Source organism: Snodgrassella sp. W8124 (assembly GCF_016100875.1).
In the GTDB taxonomy this organism is placed as follows: domain Bacteria; phylum Pseudomonadota; class Gammaproteobacteria; order Burkholderiales; family Neisseriaceae; genus Snodgrassella; species Snodgrassella alvi.
Window position 1 is genome coordinate 1 of sequence record NZ_JACFRP010000005.1, and the last position, 16,142, is coordinate 16,142.

The 16,142-nt window shown below is 42.9% G+C and carries 15 protein-coding genes and 1 pseudogene; 7 read left to right on the forward strand and 9 right to left on the reverse strand.

Annotated features, from left to right (window positions below; genetic code table 11):
• From H3U73_RS10065 to H3U73_RS10100, 8 genes are all read right to left on the reverse strand, one after another.
• Nucleotides 1-346 (reverse strand): tRNA (cytidine(34)-2'-O)-methyltransferase (locus H3U73_RS10065; RefSeq protein WP_198190495.1); only part of this gene is annotated, 346 nt, incomplete at its 3' end.
• Between the two features lie 194 nt (nucleotides 347-540).
• Nucleotides 541-948, reverse strand: a complete 408-nt coding sequence (locus H3U73_RS10070; protein WP_084550377.1) for a hypothetical protein — start codon at nucleotides 946-948, stop codon at nucleotides 541-543.
• The gene (locus H3U73_RS10075; protein WP_084550374.1) at nucleotides 894-2,216 is read right to left on the reverse strand and encodes a phosphatase PAP2/dual specificity phosphatase family protein; all 1,323 of its coding nucleotides are present in this window, start codon (nucleotides 2,214-2,216) and stop codon (nucleotides 894-896) included. Before H3U73_RS10075 ends, H3U73_RS10070 begins: the two co-directional genes overlap by 55 nt.
• Entirely contained in the window at nucleotides 2,213-3,973 is a 1,761-nt protein-coding gene (locus tag H3U73_RS10080) for a bifunctional alpha/beta hydrolase/class I SAM-dependent methyltransferase (RefSeq protein WP_198190496.1), read from the reverse strand. The genes H3U73_RS10075 and H3U73_RS10080 overlap by 4 nt, the downstream gene beginning before the upstream one ends.
• Nucleotides 3,966-4,610, reverse strand: coding sequence for a 1-acyl-sn-glycerol-3-phosphate acyltransferase (locus H3U73_RS10085; RefSeq protein WP_037393225.1), 645 nt, complete (start codon nucleotides 4,608-4,610; stop codon nucleotides 3,966-3,968). Before H3U73_RS10085 ends, H3U73_RS10080 begins: the two co-directional genes overlap by 8 nt.
• Nucleotides 4,611-4,613: 3 nt before the next feature.
• Nucleotides 4,614-5,528 carry a phosphatidate cytidylyltransferase gene (locus tag H3U73_RS10090; RefSeq protein ID WP_078474483.1) on the reverse strand — a complete coding sequence of 305 codons (915 nt, stop codon included), beginning with the start codon at nucleotides 5,526-5,528 and terminating at the stop codon, nucleotides 4,614-4,616.
• Nucleotide 5,529: 1 nt separating this feature from the next.
• Nucleotides 5,530-6,129: a CDP-alcohol phosphatidyltransferase family protein gene (locus H3U73_RS10095; protein ID WP_084550368.1), complete on the reverse strand. Its 600-nt coding sequence runs from the start codon at nucleotides 6,127-6,129 to the stop codon at nucleotides 5,530-5,532.
• Nucleotides 6,130-6,412: 283 nt separating this feature from the next.
• Entirely contained in the window at nucleotides 6,413-7,243 is an 831-nt protein-coding gene (locus H3U73_RS10100) for a MetQ/NlpA family ABC transporter substrate-binding protein (protein ID WP_084547198.1), read from the reverse strand.
• Nucleotides 7,244-7,376: 133 nt separating this feature from the next.
• On the opposite strand from H3U73_RS10100, the gene dinG reads away from it, so the two are divergent.
• The 4 genes and pseudogenes from dinG to H3U73_RS10860 form a co-directional block, all read left to right on the forward strand.
• Nucleotides 7,377-9,509 carry an ATP-dependent DNA helicase DinG gene (gene dinG, locus H3U73_RS10105; protein ID WP_084550365.1) on the forward strand — a complete coding sequence of 711 codons (2,133 nt, stop codon included), beginning with the start codon at nucleotides 7,377-7,379 and terminating at the stop codon, nucleotides 9,507-9,509.
• A gap of 144 nt (nucleotides 9,510-9,653) precedes the next feature.
• Nucleotides 9,654-10,082 (forward strand): 50S ribosomal protein L13, encoded by a 429-nt coding sequence (gene rplM, locus H3U73_RS10110; protein ID WP_025329931.1) that lies wholly within the window; start codon nucleotides 9,654-9,656, stop codon nucleotides 10,080-10,082.
• Between the two features lie 9 nt (nucleotides 10,083-10,091).
• Nucleotides 10,092-10,484, forward strand: coding sequence for a 30S ribosomal protein S9 (rpsI, locus tag H3U73_RS10115; RefSeq protein WP_025329932.1), 393 nt, complete (start codon nucleotides 10,092-10,094; stop codon nucleotides 10,482-10,484).
• A gap of 160 nt (nucleotides 10,485-10,644) precedes the next feature.
• A pseudogene (locus H3U73_RS10860) lies at nucleotides 10,645-10,863 on the forward strand (tRNA-dihydrouridine synthase); the annotation flags it as partial.
• 381 nt (nucleotides 10,864-11,244) lie between these two features.
• Here the strand turns inward: H3U73_RS10860 and H3U73_RS10125 are convergent.
• The gene (locus H3U73_RS10125) at nucleotides 11,245-12,117 is read right to left on the reverse strand and encodes a lysophospholipid acyltransferase family protein (RefSeq protein ID WP_025329934.1); all 873 of its coding nucleotides are present in this window, start codon (nucleotides 12,115-12,117) and stop codon (nucleotides 11,245-11,247) included.
• Between the two features lie 103 nt (nucleotides 12,118-12,220).
• On the opposite strand from H3U73_RS10125, the gene metK reads away from it, so the two are divergent.
• The 3 genes from metK to H3U73_RS10140 all read left to right on the forward strand — a co-directional run bounded on the left by metK (nucleotide 12,221) and on the right by H3U73_RS10140 (nucleotide 16,133).
• On the forward strand, nucleotides 12,221-13,390 hold the full coding sequence (gene metK, locus H3U73_RS10130; protein ID WP_198190497.1) for a methionine adenosyltransferase: 1,170 nt from the start codon (nucleotides 12,221-12,223) through the stop codon (nucleotides 13,388-13,390).
• A 784-nt stretch (nucleotides 13,391-14,174) separates the two neighbouring features.
• Nucleotides 14,175-14,669, forward strand: coding sequence for a MarR family transcriptional regulator (locus H3U73_RS10135; protein WP_078474474.1), 495 nt, complete (start codon nucleotides 14,175-14,177; stop codon nucleotides 14,667-14,669).
• An 18-nt stretch (nucleotides 14,670-14,687) separates the two neighbouring features.
• Nucleotides 14,688-16,133: an efflux transporter outer membrane subunit gene (locus tag H3U73_RS10140; protein ID WP_100125448.1), complete on the forward strand. Its 1,446-nt coding sequence runs from the start codon at nucleotides 14,688-14,690 to the stop codon at nucleotides 16,131-16,133.
• Nucleotides 16,134-16,142 lie beyond the last annotated feature (9 nt).

Sequence of the window (16,142 nt, forward strand, 5' to 3'; positions counted from 1 at the left end):
CCTGTGGCAATCCGGTGGTTTCGCGACCGAAGAGGAAGTAGATTTGCTGATTGCGGTCGCTGTAGTCGAACTGAGTGTAGTTGCGTGTGCCGTAGGTTTCTATCAGGTAGACTTGTGCATTAATTTGAGTTTCGGTCATGCTGATGAATGCTTCCAGACTATCATGATAATGAATATCTACATGAGGCCAGTAATCCAGACCAGCACGCTTAAGCATCTTGTCATCGGTAGAGAAACCTAAAGGATGAATTAAATGCAGGCTGGTATGTGTGCCGGCACAAGTACGGGCGATATTGCCGGTATTAGCAGGAATTTGAGGTTGATACAGAGCTATGTGCAGACTCATCTGATTGGTTTTTATTGATACAAAAAAGATGATTAGTATAATCTATATTAGAAATTTAAGTGACTACTGCTTTGAATGAAGAATGTGACAGATGTATCGCTTATTCGCTTAACTGCTTATAGATAGAAAATTTCTATACCATTTTAATTTAACATAGATTAATCTTATTTTTTATCATTAAATCTACAGATATTTCATTTAAACAATAAAGTAATAATCCAGATTAGCCAGAGTAGGGCACAGCTTATTAAGGAGTATTTGAGTTGCTTCAGTGCTCCCTGATATCTTTGTTCCAAAGTAAAATCTTGCAGTTTTTGTTTTTGCCAAATAGAAGTAAGAATAATACCAGCCTGCCGGTTATTTTCCTGAGTGAGTTCAGAAATATAATGATTATCCAGCCATAGTCGCCAGCATTGATAAATAACCATACCGGCACCAGCTGTGATCAGTGAACGTATCAAGCCAGCAGATGCGCAAAATATTGCCCATAATAAAGGTATTAATGCCATCAATAACAAAAAGCGCCAGCTTGCTAATGTGTGGCTGACTAACACTTTACTAAGTTCATGTTCATTGGATTCTGGGTTATGCTGATATGCCATTGCTCAAGAAGTTCCATATGTTTGGAGCCTAGTACAATTTGCGGGCGTTGTTGCTGCACAAATGTACAGGCCTGTTCTACAGTTTTAAAATTATCAAAAGCCAGCAGCCATGCTACTACTACAATGGCACTACGTGATAGTCCCAATGAGCAATGGATTAAAACACTATTGTGCTGTGTACGTAATTTTTCTAATTCACTGACAGCTTGTTGCAATTGCAACATACTGGGGCAAACCAGATCCAGCATCGGTATACATGTATACACACGATTATATGTAGATTGGGCGCGTGGAAATTCGAATGTTAAATCCAGAATGGCTTTTTGTTTAACACTGCTGCAAGGATAACTACCCATAAAAATGTGCTCATTGATTGGGCTAATAGCAGGAATTTTACGGGTATACAGCCATCTGGAAATAGTCATCAGACATCGCCAGGGAAATAACAGAATATAAGTAGCCGCTGAATATTTGCCATGCTGTGATTTATATATTGTATTAACACCAAAATGATATGAACAACTGACAATAAATAAAGATAATGCCAGCCATAATAACCACGGAGTAGAATAAATTCCAAAACATAAGCACACAAGCGCTGCTGTTGCATAATACTTAGTCAGCTTTTTTGACTGTGTACACGGTATATGAATATGGGTTTTTGGTATTTTTTTAACCGGTATTAGCCAGTCAATAAACATACCAATAGCTACGCCGATGATTACATCAATAAAATGATGCTGCCATGTCGTCAATACAGAAATACCAATTAACAGAAACCAGCAATGAATCAGCCAGCGCAGACGTTTAGGAGCATGTTGTAAAAAGTGTTGCCACAGCAGCCAGCTTAGGATGATATAGAGTATTGAAGACTGATTATAAGATAAATTAAACTGCTCCAGCTGATAAAACCACCAGCCGGTAAAACCTTCAACTTTGGGACGGATAAAGCTAAAACGAAGAGGAAATAGTAAAAAACTGATACAGGCTATTGTAGAAGCTAATACTAACCGGCAGGCCTGACGAGTCTGTTCAGATACAGAGCGACACAAAAATAAAGATATACTATAAAGCAAAGCCAGACTACAGTAAGGAATAATGGTGAGTGGAATAAACGGGATGTATTGTTCCCAGCTATATACCACACTATTAATATCAGCTCGTGTGGCAGTAAACTGATTAACCAGTTCATACATTACCAAGAAAAACGGCGCCAGAATGATTAACCAGCCTACTGCCAGACAGTTTAATTGACTACGCAACTTCATGATGCACGGCGAATTGCCATGGATACGCTGAAAATCCCCCATTCATCAATAATTTGTGCACATTTATCAAAACCGGCTGCACTTACCAGAGCATCCATTTCACCTTGAGAACGATTACGCATAATCCACGGCTGACCCTGACGATGGCTGGTTAAAGACCATGCAATGGTTTTCAATTGTGGGTGCCAGGGTTGATTGGTGTAAATCAGGATACCACCGGCAGGGATAGCAGCTGCTAAACCATTTAGTGAATTGCGTAACAGAGAGTTATCCGGAAAAAGTTCATACAGTCCGGAAACAATACCCAGGGTTGGCTGAGGTGTAAGTGCTGCGAGTTGTTCCTGATTGAAGGCATCACCAATTTCAAATCGCGCTTTATTGCTTAAACCATAATCAGCAATCATCTGCTGACCTTTGCTGACATTAAGTTCACTGTAGTCGCGTAATAAAATTTCTTCAACTGCATTGATATTGGATAATGCTTCAATGACATACCTGCCATGACCGGCAGCAATATCAACAACCCGAACCGGAAGATTTTTTTCCTGTAGTTTTGATACAGCTTGTTTAATCATATATTCCAGATTAATTTTGCGTTGCCGGATACCTCGCCAGCCAATGCTATTGAGATAAGCTTTGTCAAATTGTTTTCCCAGCCAGTTTTGACCCTGAGGCTGATTCTGATAAACATAATCCAGTGTACTGCCGGAATCAAAGCCAGTTTCACAACCCAGTTTAATGCCATTAGAAAGTTTACCAAGGGTTGTCATACCTTTATGTAAGGCACGATAACTGAAGGCACTGAAAGAAAGCGGAACCGGTCCGCCGCTTAATTCACGCCAGTTATCTGCACTCGGGCTCCAGCGATCTTCATGCTGATAATTAAAAGCGGCTACTGGCTGCTGATATAAGGTATCGATAAAGCTGCGAATTTTTGTAAAAGCTTCTTCTCGGTTAAGTTCGCCCAATGTATCGTGATAAAAACCGGGCAGAATGTGCATTTCTTTGAGCGGATTGCGAATACGCTGATAGAAATCCAGTTGTGGTTGCCTGTGCACTACATAATCCTGACCGGATATCAGCAGTTGCGTAGGTAAAGTAATAGCAGCAGCATCTTCAATGACGCGGTCGGCTGTACGGTATAAATCCAGTAAAATATTTACTGCAATTGCACGGGTAATCAGCGGATCGTTATTAAAACTGTTAACACGTTCGGGATCATGGGTCAGATACTTGCCTTTGACATAGGAATTAACAAAGAAAAGGCCTTTCACATATTGTCCGAAACTAAGCAATGGCCGGGCAAACGGCACGTACAGTTTTACTTTAAAAGCAGGAGAGGCTAATACAAGCCCGCGAATTTTCGGGGCATAATCATGTGCCCATGTTGCTGCCAGTACCGCTCCCACACTCTGGGCAATCACTATGATATTCGAAAGGGGAGTTTGGCTGTCTGCGGCAACAAAATGCATAAATTCATCCACATCCTGTACAGAACGAGCCAGAGACGGGCTGTAACCGCGAGGGCCGGGAGAGTGGCCATGCCCGCGGGCATCCCATGCATAAAAATCCGTATCCGGCATGTTCAGCTCATCCACAATGTGCTGCAAACGACCAGAATGTTCATGTCCGCGGTGAAACAATACAATAACTTTACGTATCGTGCCGGAGGTAATTGCAGACCAGTGTCGATAAAATAATTCTTGTTTATCGCTGGTATAAAATGTACTTTCTTTTGCTTGGCGTTGTTCAGTCATCAGAATCTCTTTTCGTATATTGCGGACGCAATGCGAGTAAATTATTTAATAAATCTGCTTTAAACTGGTCCTTATCCGGCTGGTAATACATGGCACTACCAATATTAATGTCTATGAATAGGGGCAGCGGAATACGATTACCTTTAGCCATAATCTGTTCAGTTCCCTGTAGCCATACCGGAATGATGGGTACAGTTGGCATAGCAGCGCTTAAATACCAGATACCTGATTTGAGCGGTTGCATTTTTCCGGGTTCGCCACGAGAGCCTTCTGGAAATAGGATAAGGATTTTGTTTTGACGTAAGGCTTCTTCACAGCCCTGAAGCGGATTGTTCTGACCGCCATTCTGACGGGTAACCGGAATAATGTTGAGAATATTAATTGCAAACCAGGCCAGCCATTTATTACTCAGAAAGTAATCTGCTGCAGCTACCGGATGAATCTGATTTTGCTGTAAAGGTGAGTATAGACCCATCAGTGCAAATACATCCATGTGGCTATTATGATTAGCAACAATGATTGCCGGACCCTGTTTAGGCAGATTGTGATGCTGATGAATACGCAAACCCAGCCAGAAACGCATAAACGGCCATTCTATACATAATGCAAATATGGGTTTGAGTAATGATTTAAGCATGATTTAGTAGTAAAAATAGCGAACGAAATGAAAAAATACCGGTGCAGTAAAAATCAATGAGTCCAGACGATCAAGAATACCTCCGTGGCCGGGTAATATCGTGCCGCTGTCTTTAATACCAATATCCCGCTTGATTGCAGACATGACAATATCACCACAGAATCCGCTTATACTGATGATCAGACCTGCAATTAAAGACATTTCCCAGCTCAGTGGTGTCAGTATAGGACCCAGCAGCATGGCAGCAATTGTCGTGCTGGCTATGCCGCCAAGTAGTCCGGCCAGAGTTTTGTTCGGGCTGACTTTAGGTGTTATTTTGATTTTACCCAGAGATTTACCCCACAAGTATTGAGTAATATCATTGAATTCTGTTAAACCCACAAGGAACAGTACCAATAGCGCACCAGTTTGCTGATGATCATTCGGCAGTACCAGCAAACTGGCAACATGGCTGAAAGCAAATACAGTTGTCATCAAACCCCACTGCAATTGAGACACTGTACGCAGAAAATGTTTGGTATCACCAGCAATAACCATTCGTGCCGGTAAAAACAGGAACATATATACCGGAATAAATATAATAAAAAAACCGTACCAGTTACTGCCGATAAACCAGTAATTAATCGGAATAGTGATAAACATCCACAGGATAGGCATACGGTCTGCATGGCGTGCCGGTACCAGCGTTAAATATTCTTTTAACGCCATGAAGCTGACCAGAGCAAAAAAACATATCCCTAACCAGGATGGACTGATTAATGCCAGAGAAAACAGTATAATAATAATCCACCACGTTCGAATACGCAGTGTGAGTTCATGCCAGTCTTTATCCGGTTTCAGGTACACTAATAAGCCATTGATAACTGTAGCCAGTAATAAAAGGCTGAAAATGACCAGTAAGGATTTTTGCAACAGCATATCAGTGTTCTCCGGTCAGGGCACTGCGACAACGGTTAACACAAGTCCAGACCAGTAAGACAATTGATATACACCACAGCAGATTGTTCCATGATGTTAATTCTGGCCAGATAGCCAGTAATAAAGACCATGTACCGAAAATCAGGGCACGATCACTTTTACCCATGGGACCCGCATAGCTGCGGATGCCATTAATTGTTTGAGCAAGAATGCCGCAGAATTCCGTAAGTACTGCACAGAAGAACATTACCAGTACCACAGTTGTATTACTGCCCGGTAACAGAATGAACGGCACATATAAGGCAATATCAGATAAGACATCACCCAATTCATTTAAGACAGCACCAAGCCGGCTTTGCTGGTTACATTCACGAGCGAGCATGCCATCCAGTGCATTGAGCGCCATTCTGATAAACAATGTAATCGGTAGCAGCCAGAATAATTCCGGATGCGGAAAAATAGCCAGTATGACACCGATTAATACAGAAAGACCAATTGCAGAAAGGGTAATGTGGTTTGCTGTAACGCCTTTTCGATACAGCCAGAACATGAGCGGGCGTAATAATTTTTGAAAAGCAGGTTTGATACTGTAAAGAGTCATGCTTTTATAAATTAAGTTATGTAATTTCTATATTATAAAATGTATTTAAAATTTTTGTTTTGTTATTTTTATTAAACATGTTAGGCTGCTGTACCGATTTGTTTAGCCATACTGCAAAACATACGTTAATAAATATTCCATGCGGGGTTTATTTTCAGTGTTGTGATTAATAAGTAGTGAACTGCTATACGTTTTTAAATTTTTACTGTTACGTGATGAATTTATAGATGAATTGCCGGTAATGCGTGATAGTATTACCGGCAATTTTCAGGATGAAATAGGTTTATTCACCTTGTGGCAGTGCCCACATCTGATTTTGATTGTATTTCTGCATAAATTGTTTAAATTCTGGTGATTGATAGGCTGCTTTTAAGTCTTTTGCCCACTGTGTATCTTTATTTTTTTCATTAATGGTAACCACCATTTCCATTTCCGGAATTACTTTTTCACGAAGTACGGCTTTTTTCGGATCAAGTTTAGACTGGTAAGCAATCCCACCGGAGGCGAAACCGAAATCTACTTCACCTAGTGTGCGCGGAATCATGACTGAATCCATTTCTTTAATTTTCAATTGTTTTGGATTGCTGACAATGTCTCTGGATGTTGCCAGTATCGGGTTAGTACCGGATTTGAGCTGAATGAAATGATTATCGGTCAGAATGCGCAATGCACGCGAAGTATTGGCCGGATCACTGGGAATCAGCACAGTAGCACCATTGGGCGCCTGCTGAAAGGATGTGTATTTGTCTGAATAAATAGCAGCCGGTATGGTGGGGATATGCACCAGAGGATACAGATGTGTACCTTTTTCACGGTTAAAGACATTAAGATAGGCAGTATGCTGATCCAGATTAAAATCAACCTGACCATTATTAACAGATTGATTATTCACTTCCAGCGTGGAAAAATTCATGGTTTTAATGGTGTAGCCCTGTTTTTCCAGAATAGGTTTAATGCCTTGTTCAAATACTGTGCTGTAAGGCATAGCAGAGGCACCAAAAACCAGCTCTTTTTTGGTCGTACTGGCTGCTGTGGAATCTTGCTGAGTTTTAGAGCAGGCAATAAGACCTGTTGTTACGAGACAGAATAAAACGAAATAGATAATTTTGTTCATAATGTGCCTGCTAAAAATTTAATATGGAATTTAAGTATATAATTGGAATTAGTTTGTAAATATACTGATTTTAAATAACTTTACTACTAAAAAGAATATGGGTTTATGCTATTTGCCTATTGTTTGAATTGTTATGCTTACTGATTTAGAAAAAAACGCCATACGTGATCATTACCAAAGTATTGCCAGAAGTTTGCCTAATTTCCGGCCCCGGCAGGCACAGCGGGAAATGATTGCGGCCGTTGCTAATGCATTTTCACGCACTCAGCAACAGCAGGATGGTGAGGATGCACCGGAGCGCAATGGTGAGTCTATCGTTGTAGTAGAGGGGCCGACAGGAGTAGGTAAAAGTCTGGCATATTTACTTGCCGGCGGAATTATGGCGCAGACGCGCGGCAAAATACTGGTAGTAAGCAGTGCGACTGTCGCCTTGCAGGAACAACTGGTCGGGCGTGATTTACCGTTTGTAGTCAGGCACAGCGGACTGAGTCTTAGTTTTGCTCTGGCTAAAGGACGCGGACGTTATTTATGTCCCTATAAACTGTATCAATTAACCCAATTAAACGCACAGGACAGTTTGCAGGGTTTTGAACCACAAATGGTACTCTGGGAGCGGAAGCCTAAAAAAGAAGAATTGGCAGTATTGCGTAATATGGCAGATCAGTTTGCTGCCCGTACTTTTAATGGAGACCGGGATACATGGCCGGAACAAATTGACGACGGTTTATGGCAGAAAGTAACTAATGATCGCCATGGTTGTTTGAAATCCGGGTGCCCGAACCGCGCCGAGTGTCCTTTTTTTCTGGCGCGGGAGACGCTGGAAACGGTGAATGTTGTGGTAGCCAATCATGATTTACTGCTGGCTGATATCGGCATGGGCGGCGGTGTAATTTTGCCGGCACCGGCCAACAGTTTTTATTGTATCGATGAAGCGCACCATTTACCGCATAAAGCTTTACAGCAATTTGCGGCTGAACATAGTTTGAATCAGACATTATGGTTTTTAGACCGGATTGGTAATATTGTAGATAAAGTAGCTGGTGTGCTGGATAAAAGTGAACTTGCAGTGCTGGCTGTTGAAGCTGCATCGGGTTTGCAGGAAAGTTTGCAGGAATGGCTGATTTGTCTGGCTGATGAACCCAGTCTGGCAGTACAGGACAGTATCGAAGAAAGCAGCTGGCTGTGGCCGGATGGTGAAATACCATCGAGTTTGAATATGCTGGTAAATAATACCGCTATCGCCGCACGAATGCTGCTGAAACATTTAAATGGTATGAATGAGGCATTATCTGCCTCCAGACGGGATAAGAATAAGGATAGCAGTCTGCTTGATCAGCTCAGTACGGATTTGGGCATGCTGCTGGCGCGAACTGAACAGGTCGTGGATGTATGGGATTTAATGTCCACGGAAAAAGTTGAAGGCGAAGCACCACTGGCTAAATGGATTACTCGGATAGCTAAAGATAAGGTTGACTACAACTTTCATGCCTCTCCCATTACCAGTGCCAGTAAGCTGGCCAGTGGTTTGTGGCGGCGGGCAGCAGGAGCATTGCTGACTTCGGCTACGTTGCGCTCACTGGGTACATTTGATTTACTGTTAAAGCAAACAGGCCTGAGCTGGCTGCCTGATACTACTATGCTGGCACTGGACAGCCCGTTTCATTTTGCAGAACAGGGTGAGCTGTATATACCGGCACTGGCAGCCAGTCCGAAAGATGCGGCAGCGCATACCAGCGAAATTGTTAATTGGCTGCCGAAGCTGATTAATGAAAGCGAACCTATTGGGACGCTGGTATTATTTTCTTCACGGCGGCAAATGCAGGAGGTCGCGCTGAAATTGCCGGATAGTCATTTGCCTTTATTGCTGGTGCAGGGAGAAATACCCAAACAGATATTATTAGAGCGCCATCATGAGGCAATTGCTGCCGGTCGTCCGAGTATTATTTTCGGTCTGGACAGTTTCGCTGAAGGTCTGGATTTACCCGGTGAGATGTGTGTGCAGGTCATTATTGCCAAGCTGCCGTTTGCTATGCCGGATAATCCGATTGAGAAAACCCGCAATCAGTGGATAGAGGCACGCGGCGGTAATCCGTTTATGGAGATTACTGTGCCGGAAGCCAGTATCAAGCTGATTCAGGCCGTAGGGCGGCTGATTCGGACTGAAACAGATTACGGCCGGGTTACTATTCTGGATAATCGTATTCTGACTGCGCGATATGGTAAACAGTTACTGGCGTGTTTACCGCCTTTCAGACGTATCGGCTGAATATGACTACAGATGTAATCATCAATGCAACTGTATCCTGCTCAGTACAGGGAAATTGTCATACAAACCCTGTACAGCAATTGACAATCAATTGATTAATCTTTAATATTAGAAGCTTTCGTATATTTATCTGGATTAGCTTTTATGAAAACCTTTTCAGCTAAGCCCCATGAGGTGAAGCGCGATTGGTATGTGGTTGATGCTCAAGACAAAGTTCTGGGTCGTCTGGCTGCTGAAATCGCCCGCCGTCTGCGTGGCAAACATAAGCCAGAATACACGCCACATGTTGATACTGGTGATTACATTATTGTAATTAACGCTGACAAACTGCGTGTGACTGGTCAGAAACAGACTGACAAAAAATACTATCGCCACTCAGGTTTTCCTGGTGGTATTTATGAGCGCACTTTTGCTGAAATGCAAAACCAGTTTCCTGGCCGTGCGCTGGAAAAAGCCGTTAAAGGTATGTTACCTAAAGGCCCGCTGGGCTATGCCATGATTAAAAAACTGAAAGTATATGCTACTGCAGAACATGGCCATGCTGCTCAACAACCTAAAGTTTTGGATATCTAAGGACACGCAATGAACGGTAAATATTACTACGGCACGGGTCGCCGCAAAAGTTCAGTGGCTCGTGTTTTCCTGCAAAAGGGTAGCGGTCAGATTATTGTAAATGGTCGTCCGCTGGATGAATTTTTCGGTCGCGAAACCGGCCGCATGATTGTTCGTCAGCCTCTGGTACTGACTGAAAATCTCGAAGCTTTCGATATTAAAGTAAATGTAGTAGGCGGCGGTGAAACCGGTCAGTCTGGTGCAATTCGTCATGGCATTACCCGTGCACTGATTGATTACGATGCAGCTCTGAAACCAACTCTGTCTGCTGCTGGTCTGGTTACTCGTGATGCACGTGAAGTTGAACGTAAAAAATTCGGTCTGCGCAAAGCACGCCGTGCAAAACAGTTCTCAAAACGTTAATCTGTATTGCCACTACCAAAACAGTTTATATATTCAAAAAAGAGCCTTTATTGGCTCTTTTTTTTGTGAATAGGTCAATAAAGATATATTGTAAATTCTGAAACAGATTACTGGTATATTATCCGCAGGAGCAACCTATTGCTTAGCAGCTAGATGGCGCAGTAAGCCGGCAGTTCTAGTACAGGCTGTTAAAATTGCTGCTGGTTATGAGTATGATGAAATTAATCTGAACTGCGGCTGCCTCAGTACTAGCTCGCGGGTACGGCAAGGTGCTTTTGGTATCTGTCTGATGCGTGGTTGAACTGGTAGCACAATGCTTAATGCTATGCAGGAAACGGTTAATATTCCGGTTACGATTAAGCATCGCATCGGTCTGGATTAAGTCGAGTTTTACAGACAAATATAAAAGCAAAAAATTACAAGTTATATAATTTAATAAAAATAAAACAAATCATAATTAGATAATTGTTTAATATTTTTGCTAAACAAATTATTTATACTTTTGGTATTAATTTTAAGATTAATATATCTGTTTTATTAATAATAATTAATGATTTGTATCTAGTAGAAATTAATCTATATAATTTTATTTAATCTAATTTCAGATCATACTCGATAAATATTTATTAAATTGATATGACGATTTTTAATTAAATAATGTATTAAATAATTTCCGAATAATTATAATTTAAGGATAATTCTTTTGTGATTTCTATATTGTTTGTATAAGATATAGTTTGCTAATTTTTTGATGATTTTTTTAGGTAGCAGGTCTGTTTTTACGCCATTTGTACCGGTTATAGCCAAACAGGTACTGGCTTGGGAAACGTGTTACCCATTTTTCAACATTATTATTAATAATCTGTGCATCATGCTCGCGGTTGCCGTTGAGTGTGCCTTCAAGCGGTGCGATATGAAGGGCAAAGCCGCGACCGTGCGGCAGGCGTTCGCCGCAAAAGAACAGGGGAGTGACTTCAGGCATGATGGCCAAACGAGAGGCTAGGGTCATGGTGTAGGCAGGCTGACCAAAAAAGGTTGCCCATACACCTTCTCCTTCGCCGGGTACCTGATCGGGCAGTACAATAGTAGCCTGCTTATTTTTTAATGCCCGTACAATCTGTTTTACCCCCAGCATATTGGCAGGAGCGGTATAGCCGTTATCACGCACACGTCCGCTATTCATAACGTTTTCCAGCCAGCTTATTTTAGGCGGGCGGTACATGGCAGTAAGCGGAAAAGGCAGTTTTTCGCTCAGAAAACGGCCAGCAAGATCATAATTGCCCAGATGTGGTGTAATTAAAAGCAAACCTTCGTTGCGTTCAATAGCGGCTTCTATGTACTCCCAGCCGTGTACTTCTTTAAATAATGAGACGATATGCTTGCTTGAGCGGGTCCAGGCTATGGATAACTCAAGCCCGCTTTTGGCTGTTTCTGCAAAAATAGATTTAACCAGTTTTTCTGATTCTTGGTCGTTGGCGGCAAGTTTGCTAAAATGCAGATTTTTAGTTGTGCGTTTACGTTCACTGGTGGCGAAGTAAAAGCCAAGGCGCCCCAGTACGGAACCTAAACCCTGTAAAACAGGTAAGGGGATTAATGCCAACAGGAAAAATATGAAATAAACCAGCTTTTGCATCCGTTCTGTATCTCAAACTCGAAAATTTGGGCGACATTGTAACAAAAGCATTTATAACTGCCCATCATAATGCTTGATTAGCATCAGAAAGTATCCGCCAATTATGAGTGAATTTCTGTTTACTTCCGAGTCGGTATCCGAAGGTCATCCGGATAAAGTTGCCGACCAGATTTCCGATTCTATTTTAGACGCTATCCTGACTCAGGATCCTACTGCACGTGTTGCAGCTGAAACTCTGGTAAATACCGGTTTGTGTGTTCTGGCCGGTGAAGTTTCTACACGTGCGCATATTAATTATATACAGGTTGCACGCGATACAATTAAACGTATCGGTTATAACTCATCAGAACTGGGGTTTGATGCCAGTGGCTGTGCGGTGATGGTGTGTTATGACGAGCAGTCTCCTGATATTGCTCAGGGGGTTAATGAAGGGGAAGGGCTTGACCTGGACATGGGTGCAGGCGATCAGGGACTGATGTTCGGTTATGCCTGTGATGAAACGCCAGCACTGATGCCGTTTGCAATTTATTATGCACACCGTCTGATGCAGCGTCAGAGTGAAGTGCGTAAAAGTGGTGAACTGCCGTGGCTGCGTCCTGATGCCAAGGCACAGCTTACCTGTGTGTATGACAGTGAAACCGGAAAGGTAAAACGTATTGATACTGTGGTGCTGTCTACGCAACATGAGCCGGATATCGAGCGTGATGAGCTGGTTGCAGCTGTTAAGGAATATATTATTAAGCCGGTGTTACCTGCTGATATGCTGACTGAAGAGACGCAATATCTGATTAATCCGACCGGGCGTTTTGTCATTGGTGGTCCGCAAGGCGACTGTGGTCTTACTGGTCGCAAAATTATTGTGGATACTTATGGTGGGGCAGCTCCTCATGGCGGTGGTGCTTTTTCCGGTAAAGATCCTACCAAGGTTGACCGCTCTGCTGCTTATGCCTGCCGTTATGTGGCGAAGAATATTGTTGCCGCTGGTCTGGCCAGTCAGTGTCAGATTCAGATTTCCTATGCTATCGGTATTGCACAGCCTACTTCGATTGCGATTGATACTTTCGGTACTGGCAAGATCGATGAAAACAAGCTGATTGAAATTGTGCAGGAACATTTTGATTTGCGTCCGAAGGGTATTATTAAAATGCTGGATTTGCAGCGACCGATTTATGCGAAAACGGCGGCATATGGTCATTTCGGGCGTGAAGAGCCTGAATTTACCTGGGAACGTACGGATAAAGCGCAACTGCTGCGTGAAGCCGCAGGTATTTAATTCTGGTTATGTAGAAACAGGCTGCTTTTGACGCAGCCTGTTTTTTTGCTGATGCAGGAGTTAGTCAGGATATGTATATATTGTGATGGTGTTGTATCAGTAGGTTGTCTGTGGAATAAGCTGAATATGCTGCTTATGTCGTTATTGGTAATGTATTTGCTAAGAAAATTGCAGTTTTGTACAGGGTGGAAGATGCAATTTTGTTTAAGGCTGGTGTGAAAGGTTGTTGTGGAGAAGCCGGTAAAACAGGTATCTGGTTAATAAGGCGTAAAAAAATTCAAAATGTCTCTATATTTAATCTGTTATTAAATATAATTATGCTCTTAACACATAAGTATGGTTTTGAGTTGTTACTTTATGGTTTGTATAGAAAAATAATTATGTTTATGGTCTTTGCAGCCAATTATTAACAAATTTAAGTGATGGTTTATCTGAGTTGAAAACCGGTTAACCGGTATTGCTGAATGCTGTCCGGGTTGTTTCATTTCTGCAACGACGGATGATGCGCTAAAGCAATTTGCTGTTCTGGTCTGTAGAGTCTGTTTCCGGTAATTGTATTTGACAGGTGATAGATGAGGGCTGGAAAAAACGATAACGGTATAGGGTATTTACTGTTACCGGCAATATGCAGATATACAGATAGATAAGAGGGCTTTTCAAAAAATTTGCTAAGGTAGTGACTATTTTAGGAATGGAATATTTTCAGCTAAATAATAAGCTTCATTTATAATAAGTGGTATGGTTATTAAAATGGTTTATTTTTTGGATTTTGAGGTGTTCTAAGATGGGTTTTTCTCTTCCTGCTACCGAACTGGAAGCTACTTTAGGGGTGCTGGCAGTGAAAATGCCAAGCATGAATGTTCAGTTGGTGATGCTCAGCCGGTTAATCCGTCTGGTACATACGTCGATTCACGGTGAGCTGAATGAACGTTTACACAAGCACCATTTATCAGAAAGTCTGTGGCATGCATTGCTGGCAGTGTATTCACGACCGAATCATGAGATTTTACCATCAGAACTGAGCAGTATCCTGAATCTGACTCGTACCAGTGCAACGCGTTTATCGGATGATCTGGTGCTTAATGGCTGGGCTACGCGCTCTACTCATCCTTATGACCGGCGCAAAATTACGCTGAAACTAACTAAAGCCGGTGAGAATCTGATTCAAACGGTTAGTCCGGAAACCAATGAGGTACACCGGCGGGTATGGTCAGCCCTGAGTGAACCGGAATATGAACAATTACAGCAGCTGTTAACTAAGTTATTAACCGCTGCTTAACTTTTTGCTGAGATTTGCATGAAATTAACTGTATCTGCGCCCCGATTACGTCAGCTGGCTCTTGTTAGCCCTGTTGCTTTGCTGCTGTTATCTGCTTGTGCCAATTTTGGCAAACAGCCTGAGTTAGAAAATCCACAGGATGCCGGTCAGCTGCAACTGCCGGCAGGGCAGACTGTAGCAGTAAAACAAAACTGGTGGCTTGGGCTGAATCAGCCATTGTTAAACAGATTAGTGGAAACCGGCTTGTCCAATGCGCCGGATTTACGTATTGCGGCTGCGCGTATTGCAGAAGCTGAGGCTCAATGGCGTGGTGCCAGAGGCGAAGCTGGTGTTCAGGTCGGGGTACAGGCTAATGGTGTGGCCGCCTATCTGAATCCGAAGCCTGACTCAAATCGGGACGGTGATAACCCAAATCATGTTTTCAGTAATGAAATGGCTGCGGTAGCGGTTAATTATACTTTTGATTTCTGGGGCAGACAGCGTAATCTGATTAAGGCTGCGCTGGGTTCCCGTCTTGCAGCTTCTTATCAGCAGGAACAGGCACGGCTGGTACTGAGTCAGAGTATTGTGTCGCAATATACGCAATGGCAGCAGTTACAGGAACAGTCGGATATTCTGAAACAGCGTATTGCAGTGAATCAGCAGTTGCAGAAGCTGGTTGCAAACCGGATTCGCGCAGGTTTACAGCCGGCAAGTGATGAGTATGCTGTTACGCAGACTGTACTGAATTTGCAAAGCGCTTTACGTCAGACACAGGCGGATATTGAACGTACCCGTCATGGTATTGCGGCATTGGTCGGATTATCACCGACCCAGTTGCCGGAAGCAGTACCGCAGCCATTTGGTAAGGTGCCTGCAGTTGCGACTGATGGTTTGCGGGCGGATATTTTAGGGCAGCGGCCTGATATTGCTGCACAGCGGGCGTTGTTACAGTCAAATTACTTTGGTGTGAAGGCGGCTGAGGCTGCTTTTTATCCTAATATTGAAATTAAGGGTCTGGCAGGTCTTGCGCATGTTGATGCGTTTGATCTGGTGCACTCTTCTTCACGAATGCTGGGTGTTGTTCCGGCCATTACTCTGCCGTTATTTACTTCAGGCAGTTTACAGGCGGCATTATCCGGTAAACGCTCTGCTTATAATGAACAGGTAGCTCAATATGATAAAACCGTATTGACTGCCTTGCAGCAGGCAGCTGATGCAATTAGTGATTATCAGCACAGTACTGTGGCACTGCCATTACAGCAGCAGGCATGGCAGGTGGCACAGAAAAATGCGGCTGCCAGCAGCAAGCGTCAGGCAGCCGGTCTGGACAATGCTATTACCAGACTACAGCGTGAAGACGCTGCTCTGAGTGCACGGGCTGATTTGGTTAAAACCATTGCCTGGCAGCAGCAAAGCTGGAATAGTCTGCATGCTTCTCTGGGCGGCGGTTTCCAGATGTCAGATGCTGAGGCTACTCGTTAATTTACTGTT

Bases quoted from the DNA above. Each gene is read 5' to 3' on its own strand.
- H3U73_RS10070 (WP_084550377.1), bottom strand. From the start codon at position 948: ATGGCATATCAGCATAACCCAGAATCCAATGAACATGAACTTAGTAAA.
- H3U73_RS10075 (WP_084550374.1), bottom strand. From the start codon at position 2,216: ATGAAGTTGCGTAGTCAATTAAACTGTCTGGCAGTAGGCTGGTTAATC.
- H3U73_RS10080 (WP_198190496.1), bottom strand. From the start codon at position 3,973: ATGACTGAACAACGCCAAGCAAAAGAAAGTACATTTTATACCAGCGAT.
- H3U73_RS10085 (WP_037393225.1), bottom strand. From the start codon at position 4,610: ATGCTTAAATCATTACTCAAACCCATATTTGCATTATGTATAGAATGG.
- H3U73_RS10090 (WP_078474483.1), bottom strand. From the start codon at position 5,528: ATGCTGTTGCAAAAATCCTTACTGGTCATTTTCAGCCTTTTATTACTG.
- H3U73_RS10095 (WP_084550368.1), bottom strand. From the start codon at position 6,129: ATGACTCTTTACAGTATCAAACCTGCTTTTCAAAAATTATTACGCCCG.
- H3U73_RS10100 (WP_084547198.1), bottom strand. From the start codon at position 7,243: ATGAACAAAATTATCTATTTCGTTTTATTCTGTCTCGTAACAACAGGT.
- dinG (WP_084550365.1), top strand. From the start codon at position 7,377: ATGCTTACTGATTTAGAAAAAAACGCCATACGTGATCATTACCAAAGT.
- rplM (WP_025329931.1), top strand. From the start codon at position 9,654: ATGAAAACCTTTTCAGCTAAGCCCCATGAGGTGAAGCGCGATTGGTAT.
- rpsI (WP_025329932.1), top strand. From the start codon at position 10,092: ATGAACGGTAAATATTACTACGGCACGGGTCGCCGCAAAAGTTCAGTG.
- H3U73_RS10125 (WP_025329934.1), bottom strand. From the start codon at position 12,117: ATGCAAAAGCTGGTTTATTTCATATTTTTCCTGTTGGCATTAATCCCC.
- metK (WP_198190497.1), top strand. From the start codon at position 12,221: ATGAGTGAATTTCTGTTTACTTCCGAGTCGGTATCCGAAGGTCATCCG.
- H3U73_RS10135 (WP_078474474.1), top strand. From the start codon at position 14,175: ATGGGTTTTTCTCTTCCTGCTACCGAACTGGAAGCTACTTTAGGGGTG.
- H3U73_RS10140 (WP_100125448.1), top strand. From the start codon at position 14,688: ATGAAATTAACTGTATCTGCGCCCCGATTACGTCAGCTGGCTCTTGTT.